General features: G+C 52.3%; 19 protein-coding genes. 15 read left to right on the top strand and 4 right to left on the bottom strand.

What is annotated here, in order from left to right:
* The first annotated feature begins 9 nt into the window (after positions 1-9).
* Positions 10-669, top strand: coding sequence for a DUF429 domain-containing protein (locus tag EVJ22_RS02600; protein ID WP_070328771.1), 660 nt, complete (start codon positions 10-12; stop codon positions 667-669).
* A gap of 5 nt (positions 670-674) precedes the next feature.
* Here EVJ22_RS02600 and ytvI read toward each other — a convergent pair whose 3' ends face one another.
* Positions 675-1,805: a sporulation integral membrane protein YtvI gene (gene ytvI / locus EVJ22_RS02595; RefSeq protein ID WP_071397887.1), complete on the bottom strand. Its 1,131-nt coding sequence runs from the start codon at positions 1,803-1,805 to the stop codon at positions 675-677.
* An 85-nt stretch (positions 1,806-1,890) separates the two neighbouring features.
* Between ytvI and EVJ22_RS02590 the strand changes: the two genes are divergently transcribed.
* Together EVJ22_RS02590 and EVJ22_RS02585 are read left to right on the top strand one after the other, a co-directional pair.
* Entirely contained in the window at positions 1,891-2,679 is a 789-nt protein-coding gene (locus EVJ22_RS02590) for a MazG nucleotide pyrophosphohydrolase domain-containing protein (protein WP_071397886.1), read from the top strand.
* Between the two features lie 128 nt (positions 2,680-2,807).
* Positions 2,808-4,721, top strand: a complete 1,914-nt coding sequence (locus EVJ22_RS02585; protein ID WP_071397885.1) for an N-acetylmuramoyl-L-alanine amidase family protein — start codon at positions 2,808-2,810, stop codon at positions 4,719-4,721.
* 110 nt (positions 4,722-4,831) lie between these two features.
* Here the strand turns inward: EVJ22_RS02585 and EVJ22_RS02580 are convergent, their stop codons facing one another.
* From EVJ22_RS02580 to EVJ22_RS02570, 3 genes are read right to left on the bottom strand one after another with little or no spacing between them, the layout of a single operon-like run.
* A complete protein-coding gene (locus tag EVJ22_RS02580) occupies positions 4,832-5,872 on the bottom strand; it encodes a ribonucleotide-diphosphate reductase subunit beta (RefSeq protein ID WP_070328775.1) in 1,041 nt (346 codons plus the stop codon).
* Entirely contained in the window at positions 5,829-6,335 is a 507-nt protein-coding gene (locus EVJ22_RS02575; protein ID WP_071397884.1) for a flavodoxin domain-containing protein, read from the bottom strand. Before EVJ22_RS02575 ends, EVJ22_RS02580 begins: the two co-directional genes overlap by 44 nt.
* Positions 6,336-6,365: 30 nt before the next feature.
* Positions 6,366-8,621 carry a ribonucleoside-diphosphate reductase subunit alpha gene (locus EVJ22_RS02570; RefSeq protein ID WP_255569973.1) on the bottom strand — a complete coding sequence of 752 codons (2,256 nt, stop codon included), beginning with the start codon at positions 8,619-8,621 and terminating at the stop codon, positions 6,366-6,368.
* A 522-nt stretch (positions 8,622-9,143) separates the two neighbouring features.
* Between EVJ22_RS02570 and EVJ22_RS02565 the strand changes: the two genes are divergently transcribed.
* From EVJ22_RS02565 to EVJ22_RS02515, 12 genes are all read left to right on the top strand, one after another.
* Positions 9,144-9,377: a DUF1871 family protein gene (locus EVJ22_RS02565; RefSeq protein ID WP_016509787.1), complete on the top strand. Its 234-nt coding sequence runs from the start codon at positions 9,144-9,146 to the stop codon at positions 9,375-9,377.
* A gap of 12 nt (positions 9,378-9,389) precedes the next feature.
* The gene (locus tag EVJ22_RS02560; RefSeq protein WP_035386391.1) at positions 9,390-9,638 is read left to right on the top strand and encodes a NifU N-terminal domain-containing protein; all 249 of its coding nucleotides are present in this window, start codon (positions 9,390-9,392) and stop codon (positions 9,636-9,638) included.
* The gene (locus EVJ22_RS02555) at positions 9,635-10,438 is read left to right on the top strand and encodes a glycosyltransferase family 2 protein (RefSeq protein WP_071397880.1); all 804 of its coding nucleotides are present in this window, start codon (positions 9,635-9,637) and stop codon (positions 10,436-10,438) included. The genes EVJ22_RS02560 and EVJ22_RS02555 overlap by 4 nt, the downstream gene beginning before the upstream one ends.
* A gap of 1 nt (position 10,439) precedes the next feature.
* Positions 10,440-10,934, top strand: coding sequence for an Lrp/AsnC family transcriptional regulator (locus tag EVJ22_RS02550; RefSeq protein WP_071397879.1), 495 nt, complete (start codon positions 10,440-10,442; stop codon positions 10,932-10,934).
* Positions 10,931-12,115 (top strand): aminotransferase, encoded by a 1,185-nt coding sequence (locus tag EVJ22_RS02545; protein WP_071397878.1) that lies wholly within the window; start codon positions 10,931-10,933, stop codon positions 12,113-12,115. Before EVJ22_RS02550 ends, EVJ22_RS02545 begins: the two co-directional genes overlap by 4 nt.
* Before the next feature lie 179 nt (positions 12,116-12,294).
* Positions 12,295-12,417, top strand: a complete 123-nt coding sequence (locus tag EVJ22_RS15650; RefSeq protein WP_255569969.1) for a hypothetical protein — start codon at positions 12,295-12,297, stop codon at positions 12,415-12,417.
* A gap of 219 nt (positions 12,418-12,636) precedes the next feature.
* Positions 12,637-13,029 (top strand): S1 domain-containing post-transcriptional regulator GSP13, encoded by a 393-nt coding sequence (gene yugI / locus EVJ22_RS02540; RefSeq protein WP_131443065.1) that lies wholly within the window; start codon positions 12,637-12,639, stop codon positions 13,027-13,029.
* A 97-nt stretch (positions 13,030-13,126) separates the two neighbouring features.
* A complete protein-coding gene (locus EVJ22_RS02535; protein ID WP_071397877.1) occupies positions 13,127-14,125 on the top strand; it encodes a Gfo/Idh/MocA family protein in 999 nt (332 codons plus the stop codon).
* A 68-nt stretch (positions 14,126-14,193) separates the two neighbouring features.
* Positions 14,194-15,357, top strand: a complete 1,164-nt coding sequence (locus tag EVJ22_RS02530) for an iron-containing alcohol dehydrogenase (protein ID WP_071397876.1) — start codon at positions 14,194-14,196, stop codon at positions 15,355-15,357.
* A gap of 106 nt (positions 15,358-15,463) precedes the next feature.
* Complete coding sequence (locus EVJ22_RS02525; protein ID WP_071397875.1) at positions 15,464-16,816, top strand: glucose-6-phosphate isomerase; 1,353 nt, start codon at positions 15,464-15,466, stop codon at positions 16,814-16,816.
* A 98-nt stretch (positions 16,817-16,914) separates the two neighbouring features.
* Positions 16,915-17,388, top strand: coding sequence for an RNA deprotection pyrophosphohydrolase (gene ytkD, locus EVJ22_RS02520; RefSeq protein WP_070328784.1), 474 nt, complete (start codon positions 16,915-16,917; stop codon positions 17,386-17,388).
* Positions 17,369-18,127 carry an alpha/beta hydrolase family protein gene (locus EVJ22_RS02515; RefSeq protein ID WP_071397874.1) on the top strand — a complete coding sequence of 253 codons (759 nt, stop codon included), beginning with the start codon at positions 17,369-17,371 and terminating at the stop codon, positions 18,125-18,127. The genes ytkD and EVJ22_RS02515 overlap by 20 nt, the downstream gene beginning before the upstream one ends.
* The last annotated feature ends 32 nt before the right edge of the window (positions 18,128-18,159 follow it).

Genomic DNA, 18,159 nt, shown 5'->3' with positions numbered 1-18,159 from the left:
AGGGACGCCGTGGTCGGAGTAGGAATTGATGGGGCACGCGGAGGCTGGGTGCGAATCACGTACGATAGCATCTCGCTGTGTTTGACCATCTCAGAACAGTTGGAAGATTTATTGATTGACGGGGCAATGCACTTCGTCGACATGCCGAACGATCTCGGGACGATCTCAAACCCGGACCGGACATGTGACGCGTGGATGCGGGCCCAGTTGAAGCAACGGAAGTCGTCGATCTTCACACCGCCGATTCAAGACGTCGTGATGGAACAGACGTATGAAGCCGCCAATGTGAGAAGCCGCGAACTGATTGGAAAAGGAATCAGCAAGCAAGCATGGAACCTCGTGCCGCGTATTCGTGAGTTTCAAACAATCACGGCAGAAGACGTGTATGAGTCGCATCCGGAAGTCTGTTTCGCCGTCATGACCGGACATGAGGCCGAGTTCAGCAAAAAGACTGAGGCCGGCGAAGCCGAACGGATCGAACTGTTGCGGCGCTATTCGAAAAGTTCGCCGTGGAAGTGGAAGATGTCGAACGTCAAAGTCGACGATATCATCGACGCATGCATCCTTGCCGTCGCCGCCTATGAGGCCGGGACGACAGGCTTAGAGACGCATCCGCATCAAACAGAGGGATTACCGTTCGTAGCGGTACCGAAGCCAAAAGAGCGATGACGCGGTCATCGCTCTTTTGGTGTCTGGGTCGGTCCGAGGACGAACTTCCATATGTAATGAAATACTTGGGCGTTGTAGAGTGCTTTCAGCAATACCGCGAGGACTGGTCCTAAAATGAAACCGAGGACACCGAACAGTTGCAGACCGACAAAAATCGAGATCAAAGCCGCGAGCGGATCGAGGCCGATATGAGAGCCGACGATCTTCGGCTCGGCCAAGTTACGTTGGACGATGACGAGGATGTAGAGCACGAGAAGGCCAATCGCGCTGAACCAGTCGCCTGAGATGGCGGCGTAGGCTGCCCATGGCACTAAGAGCGTCCCGACACCGAGGTAAGGCAACAGATCAAAGAATGCGGCTAACAAGGCGAATGAGAACGGGTTGTCGACACGTAGAATGAACATCCCGACCAAGACGATTCCGAACGTGATGGAAATGAGGGTCAGTTGGGCCCGGACATAGCCGAACAAAGCCGAACGTAAATTGAGCATGACGAGTTCGAACTCTTTAAAGCCTTTTCGTTTGTTCAACCGTTCGATCGAACGCATGTAAGACGGCCAGTCTTTCGTGATGAAGAACCAGGCTAGGACGATGACGACGAACAAGAGCAGGACGAGCGGGAGTGCGCTCAGAATGTCTTGCAGGAGCCCGGCGACACCTCGTGACAGGACGCCAATCGCGGCACCGAGTTGGACGCCGATTTCAGTGATGCCACCTTCGAGCGATGTCGTTTGACCAGGGTTTAACCGCTGGATGCTGTCGTAGGCGTCGTTGACGAACGGGGCGATTTTTTGATTGAACATACGCTGCACGTAGGCAGTGAACGTCTCGATCTGGTCTGGAAGTTTTTCGGCCGCGATCGTCAAGTAACGGATCAATTGGGTGACGACGATGGCGATGACGCCGCTGACAAGACTCATGACGATTAGCAGTGAAACGAGGGTGCCAAGGGCACGCGGCATCTTCGTCTGACGCTCGAACATATTGACGAGGGGGACTGTCAACAAGGATAACAAGAAAGCGAACACGAAAGGATACGTGTACGTAAAGAGGACGCTCAGTCCCCAAATAACGAGCACGAGTCCGATGCCGACAAGGAGAAATCGAAGTAATTGCCAAAGCCTTAGAGGAGACATGAGGCGTTGCCCCTTTCCTAACAATTGGATTGAGCATAGTATACCACGCAACTGGTAAATTAAGAGGATGGATAGGTGATTAAATATGAAGGAGATTCAACAGAAAATCGATCGGATGATTATCCACTTAGGAGGTTACTGGCGGCCGTTATCGGGGTTGGCCAGATTATTAGAAGAAGTGGGGGAAGTGGGCGGTGCCTTGCATGACCAGGACGAAGCAGCGCTCGTGGAAGAATTGTTAGATGTATTCGTCATTTCAACTTGCCTCGCCAATCAGTATGCGATCGAACTTGACGATCAATCGAGCGGACGAGGGGAGCGCCTCGTTCATCGCGCTTACTATTCGCTCGTTCGGGAAGCGGGAGAGGTTGCTCGGACTTTGAACGCATACGAAGGGGATAAAAAATTGAAAGCATCATCGACGCCGGGTTCGTTGCAGCACCGAATTGAGGGCGTCCAACGAGCGGTGTTCGATATTGCGCGCGAGATTGAGCTTGATTTGTATGCAGAAATCGGTTCGCTGATCGATGAGAAAACCGCGCGGGATTTCGGACGGTTCGACCATACGCCTGACCCGATCACCGAATCGTCGGTGCGATTGTACACGCGCTTTAAACCTGGTCGATATTGGGGAGGAATTGAAGCTAAACCTTCGGAGGAAGCGAGCCGATATAGAGAAAGAGAATATAACTTAAAACGTTTTTTAAAGATTGCCCATGTCGAAGGGCTGGATGGGTTCGTTATTCGTCAACCGGACGAGCCGTTCATCGTAACGTCCTCTCTCGAGCAAGACTGGAAGTTGCCGGAATCGTTCATAATCGACGAAGAATGGCATGAAATAGACAAATTTATCATCATTCGTAAAAACTGGTAGAAAAGTATTCCCCTTTTTATCAAAAATATTCATCTTTTTTTCAAATACTTACTTTTTTTTAAAAAGCGTTATGCTACTATGAAGGTGTTGTTAGTATAAATTAGCGCGAGAAGAAAGGAATATTTTGGATGAAAATGAAGCTATTGCAAGTTGCTCTCATCTTATCGCTGTTGTTGTTCGGTGCTCAAATCCCTGCGGTTGAGGCATCGACATTAGATGGCGAAACGACTGTCAATTTAAACGTTCGATCGACACCAAGCACGACGGGAGCGGTCATCACGACGTTACCGAAAGGCACAAAAGTAAAGTATGGGACTTATAACCAATCATGGCATAAAGTGTATCTAAATAGTCGCACTTACTATGCTTCGGCCCCGTACATTAAACGGATCGCCTCGTCACCGACGACGATCACGACGCAAGCAGCATCATCGACAGGCGTCACAACAGAAAACTTGAACGTTCGAGTGACGTCACACCGCGATGCGAAAATCGTTACGACGCTTAAAAAAGGCACTGAAGTGAACTATGCCGTCCATAACTCATCATGGGCCAAAGTGTTCTTGAATGGAAAGACGTACTACGCGGCGAAAGCGTATATCGCGCCAAAGCTAGTCGCTTCAGCGCCTAGCAAACAATCAGGCTACACGAATCGTGACATTCAGCTGTTCAATCGCACGCTACAAACATCACCGGTCGCGAAAACAATCCCGGCCAAGCGTACTGTCACGTTCAGCGTCCACAACTCGAGCTGGTCGGTTATTTATGAAGGCACGAAGACCTACTACACACCGACTCGAGGAATTACAGCCGGAACATTGAAGCCGGCGACGACGACAGAGACTGGCTACGCGAACCGGGACTTGAAATTGTTCGATACGCGCAACCAAGCATCAAAAGTCGTTAAAATACTTCCGTTGAACACGGTAGTCGCATCGAGTAAGTACAACTCGAGCTGGTCGACTGTCTATATCGGCAGCGACACGTATTACACACCGACGGCATGGATCACACCAGGCGTTGCCCCGGTTCAACCGCCGACAACGACAAAACCAGTCGAGACGAAAGTTCAAGGATACGCCAACCGCAACATCAACTTGTTCGGTAAAACGCACCAGAGTTCGTCGGTATTGCTCGTCTTGCCGCAGTACACGGCCGTCACGTACAGCACATACAACTCAAGCTGGTCGAACGTTTTCGTCGGGACGAAGACCTACTTCACACCGACTTCATGGTTGACTGCTGGTAAAGCACCATCAACACCGGTCGCTGCCCCGAAAGGGAAAGTGTATATCAACACACCGGGTGATGTCTTGAACGTCAGAGCGACGGCTTCGGCCAGCTCGACGATACTCGGGAAACTTACGCACGGCACGCAAGTCGACCACTATGGTTCATCGAACGGCTTCTACAAGATTAAATACAACAACCGTGATGGTTACATCTCAACGGCGTATGCATCGGCTTCGAAGCCTAGCACGTCAAGTGGTGCTGTCATCATTCTCGATGCCGGACATGGTGGAACCGATCCGGGTGCAGTAAGAAGTTCGCTTTATGAGAAAACGGTCGTACTCGACGTGACGAAACGTACGGAAGCGTATCTTCGTTCGAAGTATGGTTACGAAGTCCGGTTGACACGTTCGACAGACGTTTACTTGACGCTCGATCAACGTGTCCAAGCGGCTAGAAACTTACGTGGCAATCTCTTCGTCAGCCTGCACACGAACGCGGCGACGACATCCGCGGCGAACGGAGTCGAAACGTTCTACTCGACCTCGTCGGCCCATAGTGCCAAGAGTCGGGTGCTCGCAACGAACATCCAATCGAATTTGATGGGTGAAATGTCAGGGATGAGAAATCGCGGTGTCAAGACAGCGAACTACTACGTCATCACGTATAACACGATGCCGTCAGCACTCGTCGAACTCGGGTTCATCTCGTCTCCGCAAGATATTGTCCACCTTCGCAGTGAAGCATCACGCCAGCGCATGGCAATCGGTGTTGCTGAAGGTATTGCCCAATACGTGAGAGCGTACCATTAATTCCAACCTGCTCGCGCAGGAGTATACAGAAGGCCCTGGCTCAAAATGAGTCGGGGCCTTTCCCTTTTATAAAGTAAACAAGCCCTCGGCCGAATAGGCGAGGGCTTGGCTTATAGGTCGTCGAAGCCGTTGGCGTCGGTCACTTTCGCGTATGAACGCGATTTTTGTTCGAAGAAATCGGATTTCGTCGCGTTGAGCGAGTCGTCCGAATAGGCACGGATCCACGGCATGACGTCCTCGTTGAAGCCTTCATACAAGTCGTTCAACCCGATGACGCGCAGGCGTTTGTTGGCGAGATATTTGATGTAATCACGCATCTCGCTGACGTCGAGGCCATCGAGGTCACGGAGTACGTATTCGCACCACTCGATCTCGAGGTCGACCGCTTGTCCCATCGTGTCGTAGACGAACTGGCTGAAGCTTCCGTCGGCGTCGATTTCCGGGTTCTCGGTCAAGACGGCGCGCAGCAGCTGGCTGACGAAATGCGAATGTTGCATCTCGTCCCGTTGGATATAGCTGATCATCGTCGACGTCCCGACCATCTTCTGATGACGGGCGAGGTTATAGAAGTAGGCGAATCCGGAATAGAAGTTGATGCCTTCGAGGATGACCGAGGCGACGAGAGACTTCGCGAAGTTCTCCGCGTTCGGCACGGCCCGGAAGTCTTCATACAAGTCTAAGATGAACTGATTGCGTTTCATAACCATCTCGTCATCTTTGGCGATATCGAAGATGCGGTTCTGCTCGCTGAGCGGAACGAGACTCGACAACACGTAGCTGTACGATTGATTATGGACGACTTCTTGCTGGGCGATGATGGCGAGCACCGAGTGGACCGACGAGTCGGAAGAGAACATCGCCGACTCGAGAATGTAGCGCGTCTGCACCGAGTCGAGAATCGACAACAAGCCGATGATGCGCTTGAACGCGTCTTGTTCACGCTCGGTCAGTTGCGGCCATTGTTGCATGTCTTTTGACATCGAGATCTCATCTGGGATCCAAAAGTTAGACAGCAACTGTTTATAAATCGTATAAAATTGCGGATAGGCGATATCGTTCCAGTTGACGATCGAACTCGTCTCGCCACCGATAATGGCTGTCGCCCGGTTAGGATGTTTGGGCGACAGTAGTTTGATCTTTTGAATGGTCATAGACGTGTACTCCTTCTTCGGCGTTTCGTGCCAACCGCTCGGTCCAAGCACGGACGTTGTACGGTTGGTTGCGCGGCGACTGTTCGATTTTCAACAGTTCACCGGCAAGGGGGATTCCAAACTTCGAAAGGTGGTACGCCATCTCGTCGACAGCGCGGCAGAAATGAACAAACATCTTGTCACCCGTCCCGAACACGGCGGCTTGACGAATCGGTACCGACTGCTCTTTCAAGAGAAGCCGGAACGTATCTTTCATCTCGTCTGGCAAGACGCCATCGGCCCACGTGTACGACCCGAAATAGACGAGGTCGTACGTGGCGAGCGCTTGGGCCTCGCGATGGCCGATGCGGTCCGCTTCGTACAAGACGGCACGGTCGCCCCGATTGACGTGGGTCGCCTGAATCAACTCGGCGACCTCTTCTGTATTCCCGCTCATTGAACTATAGACGATTGCGACGTTCATGGTTTGGTCCCACCTTTCGTTAAACAGATGTTACGACGAACACGATTCGCATTCATCGACTTCGACGGTCGTTGAACGCGTGTAATAGATTGATTTCATACCGAGCGACCATGCCTCGAGGTGCATAGCCAGCATTTCAGTCGCCTTCACGTCGTTCTTGACGTATAAGTTGAAACTGATCGCTTGGTCGATGTGGCGTTGGCGGGCCGCGTTTTGACGGATGCTCCAAAGTTGGTCGACTTCAAACGCTGATTTGTAGAACCAGTTCGTCTCCGGGTTGAGGTCAGGGACGGTCACTGGGATCTTATAATTTTTCTTCTCTTCCGAATATACTTTCTTATAGATCGGGTCGATCGAAGCGGTGCTACCGGCAATGATCGCTGTCGACGAGTTCGGTGCGACGGCCATCATATAGGCGTTACGGACACCGTTTTGGTGAACCTCAGCCGCGAGGCCGTCCCAGTCGAGCTCGTCATGCGACCGGTAGTTGCGGCGACTGAAGTATTCGCCCGTGTGCCATTCCGAACCTTCGAACACGCCGAACGCGCCTTTTTCTTTCGCGAGTTCCATCGACGCTTGAATCGTGAGATAGGCGATTTTTTCGTAAAGTTTTTCAGCGTACTGGACGGCGTCGACCGATTCCCAGCGGATGCCTTCGAGGGCGAGCAAATGGTGCCACCCGAACGTGCCGAGACCGACAGAACGATATTTCTGGTTCGTGATCATCGCTTGCGGCACTTCGATCGTGTTGAGGTCGATGACGTTATCGAGCATTCGCATTTGAATCGGGATGAGGCGCTCGAGCACGTCGGATTTGACGGCACGTGCGAGTGCGATCGAGCTCAAGTTACAGACGACAAAGTCGCCTGGCGTCTTCGTGATAACGATTTTCCCGTCTGCTGTGTACTCTTCATCGATTGTCGTCGCCGACATGTTCTGAGCGATTTCTGAACAGAGGTTCGAGCTGTAAATCATACCCGCATGTTTGTTCGGGTTGGCGCGGTTAACCGCATCCCGGAAGAACATGTAAGGCGTGCCCGTTTCGAGCTGTGAGCGCATATAACGTTTGACGAGGTCGATGGCCGGCACCGTTACACGTGTGAGCTCTGGATTATTGACACAAGCCATATATTTCTCGGTGAACGAACCGCCGTTATCCGTCTCGTCGTAGAAGTCTTCAAGACTGAAGCCCATGACTGTGCGGATTTCATGCGGGTCGAACAAATGCCAATCGCCCCGCGATTCGACGGTACGCATGAACAAGTCCGGTAAACAGACGCCGGTGAACAAGTCATGAGTGCGGAGGCGCTCATCGCCGTTGTTCAACTTGGCATCGAGGAATTCAAAGATATCCTTGTGCCAGATGTCCAAGTAGACGGCGATTGAGCCTTGACGCATGCCGAGTTGATCGACCGAGACGGCCGTGTTGTTCAACTGCTTCATCCAAGGCAACGCACCGCTCGAGACACCTTTGAATCCTTTAATGTCACTTCCGCGTGAACGAATTTTGCCGAGGTACACCCCGATGCCACCGCCGCCTTTTGAAAGTGTGGCGACGTCCGTGTTCGAGTCGTAAATACCGCGAAGTGAATCATCGACCGTATCGATAAAGCAAGAGCTAAGCTGCCCGTACGATTTACCGGCATTCGAGAGCGTCGGCGTCGCGACGGTCATGTATAAGTTCGATAGCGCCCAGTAGGCTTCTTTGGCAAGTTGAACCCGTTTAGACGCGGCCTCGTTTTGCATGAGCGTCATGGCGATGACCATAAACCGCTCTTGTGGGAGCTCATATAAGTTTTTGACGTGATCGCGTCCGAGGTAACGGTCCGATAACGTCCGTAGGCCGATGTATGTGAAGAGGCGATCGCGTGACGGGTCGATCAACGTCTCTAAATAAGCGATATCTTCTTTAGAGTATGTGTCAATTAACGCCGACGTGAAGATGCCTTTGTTCGTCAGCGTCTCAATCATCGAATAGAGTGAGCCGTAACGCATCGAAGCGTCATACCCGCGGTTGCGTGCTGCTTCAAGGTAGAGACGGTTTAAGTACATCTCGGTCGCGACGAACGTCCAGTCCGGCTCTTCAGCCTTCAACATATCGAGGGCGTGCATCGTCATCAAGTCATATACTACATCTTGTGTCAGTGATTTTGAATCGAGCGCTCGAATCAAACGTTCCTCGTAGCGTGCGACGCTGAGCTGCGGGTAGCGCTGTGTTAAGGATTGGATCAATGTTGTTACGTCGGCAAGGGTTGGTGTTGCCGGCAACATCGTCTCGTGGTGGATAGGGGATGTCAAAACGATCACTCCTTCTTCAGGTGTAGAAATTATAAAGGTATAGCGGAACTAGTCCGATACAACGTCATTGGGTAGAGAACGTGATAAATATCCGTTAACTATATATTGACGTTTTATTCTCTTTTTAATCATAAATCACCCATATTTAGTTTTGCAATCTTTGAAATTCATAAAACTGTGACGCTATGAATTACTTTTACTCTAAAACGGCGCTCTCAACCGTTTTGAGACGTGATATGAGACGAAAAAAAAGATTTACTGACTCCCGAGGTCAAAGCTGTCCGCTTTTTTCGTAAGCGTTCAATCCGATTTGTCAATACGGAAATCAAGAAGAATGTCACTGATTTCATAAATTATTAAAAAGGTTATGACCAGGAACCAATACTAGATATAGTGTTGGCTCGATTTGAAAAAGCGGGAAATCCGAGGTAAGGCTAGCGCCATCGTCAAAAGTGCGGTAGATTGAGGAAGTACGATATAATATCAAGGCTAAAAAGAAGGGTTTTAAAAATGCGTTCAGAAGATTTATTATTAGCATGGGACCCGCTCGGTTACGGGCTTGGGTCTTACGGGCCAGAGTTCGATGACATCACAGTGGCGCTCGTGCAGATCGACTCGGAAGCGGAGTTGAATGAAACGATTCGTCGTATTCTAACGGATTCGTTTGGAGAGTGCCCGTCTGAGGACGATACGCGCGCCATGGCCAGACAATTACTTACATCTTCAGAGGCTTGTCAATTATAAGGGGGAACCAACATGTTACGAATCGATCCAACACCTAATCCAAATGCAATGAAAATTACACTTCCTGAAAACGTCTTCGGAGCTAAGAGCCAAAGCGTGAAAGCCGGCGAATCAACAGATCAACCGCTTCTCGCGAAACTCGTCACGATCGAAGGTGTCGAGAGCGTCTTCGCTTACGGCGATTTTGTCACAGTATCAAAAGAGAACGGCGTCAGCTGGGAAGCAATCTTACCGCACGTCGAAACTGCTTACCGCGGATGAACCCGCTCGTTTCGATCGTCATTCCGGCCTACGCGCGCGAGGCGGAACTGACGGAACTGCTCGAAAGTTTGACGGTACAGACGTTTCAACAGTTCGAAGTGCTTGTAGTAAATAATGATGGGCCGCCAAAACAACATCTTTTGGCGCCTTTTTTGAATCGATTGTCGGTTCGGTTGATCGAGCTTGAAGAAAATCATCACGTCAAAGCGCGAAACCGAGGTGTGATGGAGGCAAGAGGCGAGTATATTCTCTTATTAGATGACGATGATTTACTCATGCCGACCCATATCGAACGAGCGCTCGATGATTTGACGACGGCAGACCTCGTCTTCACCGATGCGGAACTGTTTCGGTTCACATGGCAAGACGGACGGCGGGTCGTCACGGAGTGGGAGGCGTTCGCCTACGAACTCGACTTGGACCGGATTCGGCAAGACTCGACGTTCATCCCGTCCGGCACGCTTTACCGCAAGCGGCTTCACGACGTCATTGGCATGTTCGATGAGACGGTTTATAACTATTGGGACTGGGACTTTATCTTACGTGTGATCGAGCACGGGACGGTCGTTCATCCAGCCCGGGCAACCGTGCTCTACGCTTTTAACGGAACCGACAACTTATCGGCGAAACAAGATGAGGCGCGTCGACGCTACTTTGAGCGGTTTTGTCAAAAACACGGTTTGGTGGATATGGAGATGAAGAATTTTCATATCGTCCAGTCCGAACGGCGGGAGTACGTGAGACAGACAGAAAGGTCGTTCGCAGGGACGTTTCCCGGTAGAACGGAAGGAGACAACTAATATGTACACAACAAAAGAGTTAGAACTTTTGGAATTGCTTGAAGAAAAAGGATACCTCGAGACGAAGTTGCTCGCGAACTTGCTCGCGACCGATGAGGCGACCGTCGAAACGATGCTCGAGAAGTTCAAAGCAGACGGCATCTTGCTCGGTTTCCGGGCGATGATCAACTGGCAGAAGATTAACCGTCACGATGTCACGGCGTTCATCGACGTCAAAGTCACACCGAAGCGAGGTCGCGGGTTTGACGAGGTCGCGGAGCGGATTTACCGCTTCCCGGAAGTGACGGCTCTCTATTTGATGTCGGGCGCGTACGACCTGCAAGTCGTCATCCGGGCGAATTCGCTCCAAGACGTGGCGTCGTTCGTCTCGGACAAACTATCACCGCTTGACTCGGTCGTGTCGACGACGACCCACTTCAAGTTGAAGACGTACAAGCATGACGGTATTTTGTTCACCCCACAAGTCGAAGACAAACGGTTGAACATTACGCCATGAAGTCGCTATCGAATCAAGTCGTCTCGATGAAGCCGTCTGGCATTCGCCGTTTCTTCGATTTGGCACAGACGATGGAAAATGTCGTCTCTCTTGGGGTGGGAGAGCCTGACTTCATCACGCCATGGAACGTCCGCGAAGCGAGCTACGCGGCACTCGAGCAAGGCTATACGGCTTATAGTGCCAACGCGGGTCTGCTCGAGCTGCGTGAAGCGATTGCTCGTTACATGACCGACCGTTTTGACGTTACGTATGACCCGGCGACCGAATTGATCGTCACGACAGGGGCGTCTCAGGCGCTCGATATCGCCTTCCGTGCTTTATTGAACCCAGGTGACGAGGTTCTCGTCGTCGAGCCAGCTTTCGTCTCCTACGGGCCGCTCATTGAATTAGCCGGTGGAACCGTCGTCCCAGTCGCTTGTCGTCCGGAGTCTGGGTTTCGCTTGAATCGGGAAGACGTCGCAGCAGCGATCACGGAACGGACGAAAGCGATTTTGCTCTGCTTCCCGTCGAACCCGACCGGCGCGACGATGACGGGCGACGAACTCGCCGAAATCGCGGAACTCGCTACGAAACACGATTTGTGGGTTGTGAGCGACGAGATATACGCGGAGCTGTCTTACGATGCTCCGTTCACGAGCTTCGCGACGCTCCACGACATGCGTGAGCGGACGATCGTCGTCAACGGTTTTTCAAAAGCGTTCGCGATGACCGGATGGCGCCTCGGGTTCACATGCGCGCCGGAAGTCGTGACGCGTGAGATGCTTAAAGTGCATCAGTACGGCATGATGTGTGCGCCGACGCTCGTCCAATTCGGAGGGCTCGAGGCGCTGCGCAGCCGTGACCAACACGTCCCGAAGATGGTGAAGAGTTATCGCCAGCGTCGTAACTATTTTATCCAGGCGTTAAATGACGCAGGTCTCCCGACCCACGTCCCGGGTGGTGCGTTCTATGCATTCCCGTCCATCCGTCATACTGGGCTTTCGAGCGAGGAGTTCGCCGAGCGGTTACTGCTTGAAGAGCGAGTGGCGGTCGTTCCGGGCAATGCGTTCGGGGCGAGCGGGGAAGGCTTTGTCCGTGCGAGTTATGCGACGTCGATCGAGCAGCTTCAAGAAGCGATCCGCCGTATCGATCGGTTTATGAAACAGTTTGAACTGGCAACGTCAACAGACTCTCAGCGATGAGGGTCTGTTGACGTTTTAGCGATAAGGTGAATGGTGATTGCGCCTCGCCCACGACCGAATATCGACCGATTATTCTAAAATGGGTTGAACGATGTAACATAAAATGGGAAGATATACGAAAGTGGCGTGTGAATATAGATTATGGGGTCGAGATTGAGGGCGGAATAGAAGGTAAGTGAGTGAGGCACCCGAACCTTGAACATTCGTACGATCCGACCGCGATGAACTTGGGGATATCGGTCGGTCGATTCGCGATGAGTTTGGACGAGATGGCTAGTAGGGACGTCTATGAAATCGGCTAGCAATGGACGTTTGCGACATCTTAAAACAAAAAAAGGGCTAGGCGTTAGCCTAGCGGAATCAGGGGGGAATACTTGAAGTCTTGCTTGATTTGTATTTACCCTGAGGTGCGACTTTGAAACGTCAAAATAATCCTAAATAATCTTTTTTACTATTTTCTACACTTTATCGAAAAAAGTATGTTATAGTAAGTTGATGAATTTAGCATAGGAGTGTTTGTAATGGCAAAATACGAAAAAGATCAAGTTTTAAAAGGTAAAGTAACAGGAATTCAACCTTTCGGTGCGTTCATCGCACTCGACGACGAGACACAAGGTCTTGTCCACATCTCTGAAATCTCACACGACTACGTGAAAGACGTGAACGAGTACGTTCAAGTCGGCCAAGAAGTTGAAGTGAAAATTCTTGATGTTGATGAAGCATCTAAGAAAATCAAGCTTTCAATGAAAGCGACACAAGAAGCACCAAAACGCGAGAAGTCGGCTAAGCCAGCTCGTCGTGGCGCACCACGCCGCAACGAAGCTTCAAACTTCAAGCAAGAAGAAGCGCCAGGCTTCACAGTCCTCAAGGACAAGCTCGAAGACTGGATCAAAAACACGAACTTCAAGAAGTAAGTGATGAAAGGCGGCCTATTCCAAATAGGTCGCCTTTTTTTTGTACAGGAAATTGAAGAGACGTTCCCGAAAGAGATAGAGAAAGGAGTAGATTAACATGAGAATTGGAATCATCGGGACGGGCGGTATCGCCACAAACGCACACATCCCGCATTACATCGCGGCCGGGGCGGACGTCGTCGCGGTCATGAACCGGACACGGGAGCGCGGGGAGGCGGTTGCCCGTCAGTTCGGGATCGAACGGGTTTATGACACGGTAGCGGACATGCTCGCAAATGAGCAGCTTGATGCGGTCAGCGTCTGCACACCGAACGCCCTGCATAAAGACCATGTCATCGAAGCGCTCGATGCCGGTTGTCACGTCCTTTGCGAGAAACCGCCGGCTATCTCGGAGCGTGAGGCGGACGAGATGCTACAAGCGGCCAAGCGGGCCAACCGGACGCTCCACTACGGCTTCCATTTCCGGTATCGGACGGACACGCAACTGCTGAAACGCTTGATTGACTCAAATGAACTCGGTCACATCTATGCGGCGACCGCGCTCGCCCTAAGGCGCCGTGGCATCCCGGGTTGGGGCGTGTTTACGGACAAAGAACTTCAAGGAGGCGGGGCGCTGCTTGATATCGGCGTACATATGCTCGACCTCGCCCTCTATTTGATGGATTATCCGAAACCGGTCGACGTGGTCGGTCACGTCGGACAGTATCTTGGGACGCGTCCGGGTGTCGGTCTGATGGGGGACTGGGACGCCGACAACTTCTCGGTTGAAGACACGGCCCGAGCGATGGTCACGTTCGAGAACGGGGCCTCACTATTTTTAGATGCGAGCTTCATGGCGAACATCGGGCCGAAGGATACGATGAACGTGGAATTGCGCGGGACAGCCGGCGGGGCGTCGTTGTTCCCGCTCACGATCCATACAGAAGAACATGGCGCTCTGTTTGACAAGACGCCGGCTCATTTGACGTTAGACGATCCGTACGCGACACAGATTCGCTCCTTCCTTGAGGCGTGTCGGCGTGAGCCGTCATACGAGCAGGCCGAACAGGCGGTCCTGCTTCATCAAATCATCGACCGCATATACAGTCAGGGCTAATCACTTTTCAATCCAGAAAAACAGGGTATATAGTGTAGGTGTTACATATTTTTGAAGGAGGATGACTTATGCACAACTTTGAATACAAAAACCCAACGAAATTGATCTTCGGGACGCATCAGATCGAGAAGCTCACAGGGGAGCTCAAAGCGCTTGACGCGAAGAAAGTGATGCTCGTCTATGGAGGCGGGAGCATCAAGAAGAACGGGACGTATGAGGAAGTCGTTGCTGAATTAAATAAAGCGGACATCGAGTTCGTCGACTTCTCAGGTGTCGAACCGAACCCGCGGATCGAAACGGTGAGACGTGCGGTCACGAAAGCACGCGAAGAAGGCATCGACGCCTTGCTCGCGGTCGGCGGCGGTTCAGTCATCGATTGCACGAAATTGATCTCGGCAGCGATTCCGTATGACGGCGACGCATGGGACATCGTCCTCCGTGACCATATCCCGACTGAAGCGGTACCGTTCGGAACGGTTCTCACGCTCGCGGCGACAGGTTCTGAGATGAACTCCGGTTCGGTCATCACGAACTGGGAGACGCAAGAGAAATATGGTTGGGGCCACCCGCTCGTCTATCCGACGTTCTCGATCCTCGACCCGCGCTATACTGTGTCGGTGCCGAAAGACCAAACGATCTATGGCATCGTCGACATGATGAGCCATTGTTTCGAGCAGTACTTCCACCCGAACCACGCTCCGGTTCAAGAGCGGATGACTGAAGGCGTCTTGAAAGCGGTCGTCGAGTCGGCACCGAAGCTCGTCGACGACTTAGAGAACGTCGACTTGCGTGCCATCATCTTGTTCGCAGGCACGATCGCCTTGAACGGGGTCTTGCAGATGGGCGCTTCTGGCGACTGGGCGTCGCACAACATCGAGCACGCCGTTTCGGCTGTCCATGACATCCCGCACGCAGGCGGCCTCGCCATCCTCTTCCCACGCTGGATGGAGCACGTCCTTGAAGAAGACAACGCGGCACGGTTCGCACGACTCGGGACAGAAGTGTTCGACGTCGAACCGGGTGCGACAGACCTTGAGACGGCAAAGCGTACGATTACAGCGGTTCGTGCTTTCTTCGACCAACTTGGTGCGCCAAGTTCACTCCGTGACTATGAGATCGACGAATCGACGTTTGAGGCGATCCTTGATTCAGCGATGAAACGTGGAGCGTTCGGACGTTTCCGTACACTCGAACGCGAAGACGTGGCTGCGATTCTTGAATTGAGCAAATAAGGCGATTTGATGCCTATTTTGCAATAATGATTGAACGAATCCGTCGTTTCCGTTTATGATGAGTCATGTATGGCTCTTAGATGAGCGATTTAAAGGAGGAAATGCCATGTCAACAGTACGTTTCGATTATTCTAACGCCCTGTCTTTCGTCGGGGAACACGAAGTCGATCAAATGCAAGAAACGGTGAAAGCACTCCATTCGGTCATCCACGACCGGAGCGGTGCCGGCAGCGATTTTCTAGGCTGGGTCGACCTTCCAACGAATTTTGATACGGATGAGTTCGCACGCATCAAAGCGGCCGCTGAACGAATCCGCGACAACTCGGACGTCCTCGTCGTCGTCGGAATCGGTGGGTCGTATCTCGGCGCTCGTGCAGCCATCGAGATGCTTCAACATTCATTCTTCAACGTATTGTCAAAAGAGGAGCGTAACGCCCCGCAAGTCTTCTTCGCGGGCCACAACATCTCGTCAACGTACATGACGGAGTTGCTTCAAGTACTCGAAGGCAAAGAAGTCTCAGTCAACGTCATCTCAAAATCGGGAACGACGACAGAGCCGGCAATTGCTTTCCGTGTCCTCAAGCAGTTCATGGAAGAGAAGTACGGCCAAGATGGCGCACGCGAGCGCATTTATGCGACGACAGACCGTGCCCGTGGCGCTTTGAAGACGCTCGCTGATGCAGAAGGTTACGAGACGTTCGTCATTCCGGACGATGTCGGTGGACGGTTCTCTGTCCTCACACCAGTCGGTTTGCTTCCAATCGCGGCGGCAGGCATCGATATCGATGCCCTCATGGAAGGTGCGCGAGACGCGGAAAATGCCTACAGTTCACCTGAACTTTCAGAGAACGAGGCGTATCAGTACGCGGTCGTCCGTAACGCCATGTATGCGAAAGGTAAATCAATCGAACTTCTCGTCAACTACGAGCCGGCACTCCACTACGTATCAGAGTGGTGGAAACAGCTTTACGGCGAGTCGGAAGGCAAAGACAACAAAGGGATCTTCCCGGCGGCTGTTGACTTCTCGACTGACCTCCACTCGATGGGACAATACATCCAAGAAGGTCGCCGCGACTTGTTCGAGACGGTCATCCGTGTCACGAACGTCCGTCACGCGTTGAACGTCCCGGAAGACGCACAAGACCTCGACGGCTTGAACTTCCTTGCCGGTGAGACGATTCAATTCGTCAACGACAAGGCGGCAGAAGGAACGCTCCTCGCCCACACGGACGGAAACGTGCCGAACCTCGTCGTCGAATTGCCAGAGATGACGCCATATCATCTCGGATACTTGTTCTACTTCTTCGAGAAGGCGTGCGCGATGAGCGGCTACATTCTCGGAGTCAACCCGTTCAACCAGCCAGGTGTTGAAGCATATAAAGCGAACATGTTCGCGTTGCTTGGAAAACCAGGTTATGAAGAACAAAAAGCTGAGCTTGAAAAGCGCTTAAACCAATGATTTGTTGTAGGTCCGCCTCGGCGGGCCTATTTTTTTGTTTGAAACTAGCGTGAGACAAGGTAAAGTGAGAGTAGACACGGGAAAGAAAGGGATGGACTATGTTGACATTCACGGACTACTATCACAATAAAGTCGAGTTGAGCTTCGAGCACTATCCGTTTTCGGATACGCCGCTGCACGTCTGGGTCGTCGCCCGCTATGCGGACAAATGGGTGCTCACGAAGCACAAGCAGCGCGGACTCGAATTTCCGGGAGGGAAAGTCGAACCCGGCGAACACGAGGACGACGCGGCGATTCGGGAAGTGTACGAGGAGACGGGAGGCGTCGTCAAGACACTCCATTATTTAGGGCAGTACCGGGTGCTCGGGCGTGGCGACACCGTCATCAAAAATATTTATTTTGCGGAGATCGAGCGGTTCGAGGATCATCCGGCCGTCGATGAGACCGACGGGGCCGTCTTGTTGGACACGTTACCGACGAACCTGCTCCGTAACGGCCGCTACAGTTTCATGATGAAAGATAAAGTGTTGCCCGAGACGATGAAAGTACTCCATGACAAAAAGTTGGTTTGATCGCGTCGACGTCCTGCCTCCTTATGCGGGATATCCCGTGCATCGAGGTTGGTACGAGACGAGTGACGGGGAAGAAGTCGTCGCCTACACGATCACGCCAAAACGTCCGAACGGCCAGGTGCTGTTTTATTTACGAGGCGGCACTGGGAGGATCGGTGACGTCCGGTTGCCTCGGCTGATGCAGTTCGCGGCGAAAGGGTTCCATGTCGTGGCGCCGGTCTATCGCGGGAACCACGGAGGGACCGGGAAAGAGGATTTCGGAGGCGCCGATTTAGAGGACGTCGTGTCTCTGTATGACCGCGTTAGCCGGACGCACCAGACGATCCACGCCCTCGGCTTTTCCCGTGGCGGCATGATGGCGTTGTCGCTCGCATCAAAACGTCCCGTCACGTCGGTTACATCGTGGGCGGGTGTGACGAATTTGGAGTGGACGTATGAAGAACAGCGTTCGATGCGGAAGATGTTGCGCCGGATGACCGGGGGGGACCCGGAGACGGTCCATGAGGCGTATGTCGAACGGTCTCCGCTCTTCAAAGACTGGCAGGCGCCGACGCTACTCATCCATGGGACGGACGACGAGCAAGTCCGGCTTCGTCATGCGACCGCCCTCGCTGACAAGATCGGTTCGCAAGCAGAGCTTTGGATCTTGCCGTTCGCCCATCAGCTCCCGTTCTGGGAAAAGTGGAAGACGACGGACCGAGCGATGGATTGGATGTTGGCGCTTGCGACAAAAAAATGACTAGTACCCGAGCGGGGTACTAGTCATTTTGA

Source organism: Exiguobacterium sp. SH0S7, assembly GCF_004337195.1.
GTDB classification, from domain to species: Bacteria; Bacillota; Bacilli; order Exiguobacteriales; family Exiguobacteriaceae; genus Exiguobacterium; species Exiguobacterium aurantiacum_A.
This window is presented reverse-complemented; position numbering and strand designations above follow the sequence as displayed.